General features: G+C 64.9%; 2 protein-coding genes. Both read right to left on the reverse strand.

What is annotated here, in order from left to right; genetic code table 11:
* Positions 1–1,269: 1-acyl-sn-glycerol-3-phosphate acyltransferase (locus VN856_RS27390; RefSeq protein ID WP_325695157.1), on the reverse strand; the 1,269-nt coding region annotated here is incomplete at its 3' end.
* Positions 1,266–2,831: HAD-IB family hydrolase/lysophospholipid acyltransferase family protein (locus VN856_RS27395; RefSeq protein ID WP_325695159.1), on the reverse strand; the 1,566-nt coding region annotated here is incomplete at its 5' end. The genes VN856_RS27390 and VN856_RS27395, both read right to left, overlap by 4 nt.

Genomic DNA, 2,831 nt, shown 5'->3' on the forward strand with positions numbered 1-2,831 from the left:
TTCACCCTGGGCCTTGATGAAGTTGTACATCCAGCTCAAGCCCTCAGCTCGCTTCTCACCACCACGGGCGTAAGCGGCGTACTCTGCGGTCTCGTGCAGCTGGTCGAAGCTGATCGAAACACCCTGCAGCAGAATGTCATCGCTGCGACCGTCCAGATAGGCGTCGGCCACGTAACTCATCAGTCCGAGCTTGGGCGGCAGCATCTTCCCGGTGCGCGAACGGGTGCCCTCGATGGACCAGCTCAGGTTGAAACGCTTCTCCACCACATAGCCGACGTACTCCCGGAGCACGTATTTGTACAGCGGATCGTTGCCGATGTTGCGACGGATGAAGATGGTCCCGGCCCGGCGCATCAGCGGTCCCATCACCCCGAACGCCAAGTTGATACCGGCGAAGACATGGACGGGCGGCAGCCGATTTTCTTGCATTGCCACCGGCATGACCGCGCCGTCGATGTAGGACCGGTGGGAGAACAGCAACACCGCCGGATGAGCTTCCAGCGCGGTGCGCAGCGCCGCCACCTGATACTCGTCGTAGTCGATTTCCCGGTCGAATCCCCGGCTGAACAACCTGCCCAGGACGGAGACCAGGTCGACGGACACTCGGCTCCATCCGGTAGCGAGTTCGTCGAGCATCTCGCCGGCTTTTTCGAGGTCGGCGCCGGGGATCTTCTCCAGGCCGGCGCGAAAGCGCGCGGACGCCATGATCTCTGGCCGCACCAGCCGGGGCGACTTGTACTGCGGCCCCAGGATCCGATATTCGGCGCGTTCCATCGCCAGCAGAGCCCGGCGGGTGACGAAATGCGCGAACTCACGCGGATTGTCGCCGACGGTGATGTCGCGCCACTGCTGACGAAGTTCGGACACCTTGGCAGATTCGCCGGCCACCACTTGGGCGCGGGAACGGTCGGTACGCAGAATGTGGCGCTGCTGACGCTCGCTGGGCCGGTAGGGATTTCGGCCCGGGATCAACGCCGCCACCCGATTCCACGCCGACGCGTCGGCCTGCGGCATCCAGAAGACTCGCACCGGCACAATCGACCGGTCCTCGTCCAACTCGAGTTGCTCGACGAGTTGGGCCATCGCACCGGGCGACGCGTCCCGGTCGGGCAGCGGCAGCACCTCGAGCTTGGTGTCCGGATGGCGGGCACGTTGCTGATCCAGCCACGTGGCAAGCAATTCCGATTCCATCGGCGACGACGCCGACGCCAGCACCAAGGTGTCGTCGCTGGTGCTGAACGAACCCTCGTCGGCAGCCGGGGTGGTCACGATCGCCCCCTCGGCCGAGGTGTACTCGCCTTGGTCGCTTTGCGCGGCGCCGCCTTGGGTTGGGTCGCCTTGGCCGTTTTCTTGGCCGCAGCCTTCGCGGGCGCAGCCTTCTTCGCCGCAGCCTTCTTTGCTACAGCTTTCGCAGGCGCAGCCTTGGCGGGTACAGCTTTGGCGGCGGCTTTCGCGGGCGCGGCTTTGGCGGCCTTGCGCGGCGCCTTCTTTCGGTACACATCGTGGTTGGGCAGCTCGTCGACGGGCCAGTCGCCCAACGTGTCCACGTAGAGTTGGCGCACTTCGGCGATCCGATCCGACAGCGTCTCAACTGTCCAGTCGCTCACCGAGATCGGCGGAAACACCGCAACATCCACCGTGCCCGGATTCATCGTTGTGGAGTTGCGCGCGGCGATGATCTCGGCGTTGCGGATCACGATCGGCACGACCGGTATTCCGACCGCCATCGCCATCCGGAAAGGCCCCTTCTTGAACGGCCCGACGCTGGTGGTGTCCAACCTGGTGCCCTCCGGCGCGATCATGATGGACAGCCCTTGCCGGGCCCGCTCCTCGACCTGGTGCAGCGACTCCACCGCAGCGGTCGGGTTGTCCCGGTCGATGAATACCGAGTCCAGAACCTTGCCGAGCGTGCCCATGATCGGATCGCTTTCGAGTTCCTTCTTGCCGACGGCTACCCAGTTGTCGCGGATCAGCGCGCCGACGATGACCGGGTCGGCCTGGTTGCGGTGGTTGAAGATGAACACCGCGGGCCGCTCGGCGGTCAGATTCTCCTCGCCCAGAATGTTGAGTTCCACACCGCTGGCGGTCAATAACAGCTGCGACCAGGTCGCCGTGAAGAAGTTGACGCCGCGGCGCCTGCTTCCGGTCAGCAGGCCGATCCCCAGCGCGCCGGCGGCGACCGGAACCACCGAGCCGACCCCGGCCAGGGTGCGCAGTTGCGCGGTAATGCCGCCGCCGCTGCGACTGGTGAACCGCAGAATCGGCCAGCCACGCCGCTTGGCGACGGCCGCCATCTTGCCTTCCGGGTTGGTCGGCCGCGGATTGCCGACCAGATACATCAGCGCGACGTCTTCGTCACCGTCGGCGTAGAAATAGCTGTCCTTGAGGTCAATTCCATTCTCACCGGCGAACTTCTGCACCGCGGCGGCCTTGCCCGGTCCCCACAAAATCGGCTTGACCACGCCGCCGGTCAGAATTCCGTCGTCGTTGGTTTCGAATTTGTTGGTGAGCGTGTTGACGATGCCGAGGAACTTGGCCACCGGGGCGACCTGGATGGTCAGCGCCGACGAACTGAGCACCACGGTGTGCCCGCGAGCCAGGTGGGCGCGCACCAATTCGCGCATCTCCGGGTAGATCCGCGACTCGATCCGCTGGACGAACAGCCGCTCGCCGATCTCGTCCAAATCGCTCAATATCCGACCACGCAGCGCTCCCGAGGCCTTGCTGATCAGCTCTTCGAATTCGATGCGCCCGAATTGATGATTCAGCCCGGCGGTGACCATGCTGACCAGTTCGCCGACGCCCATGTCGCGGCGCCGCAACCGCTCCTG

It is taken from the genome of Mycobacterium sp. (genome assembly GCF_035603715.1).
Lineage (GTDB): Bacteria > Actinomycetota > Actinomycetes > Mycobacteriales > Mycobacteriaceae > Mycobacterium.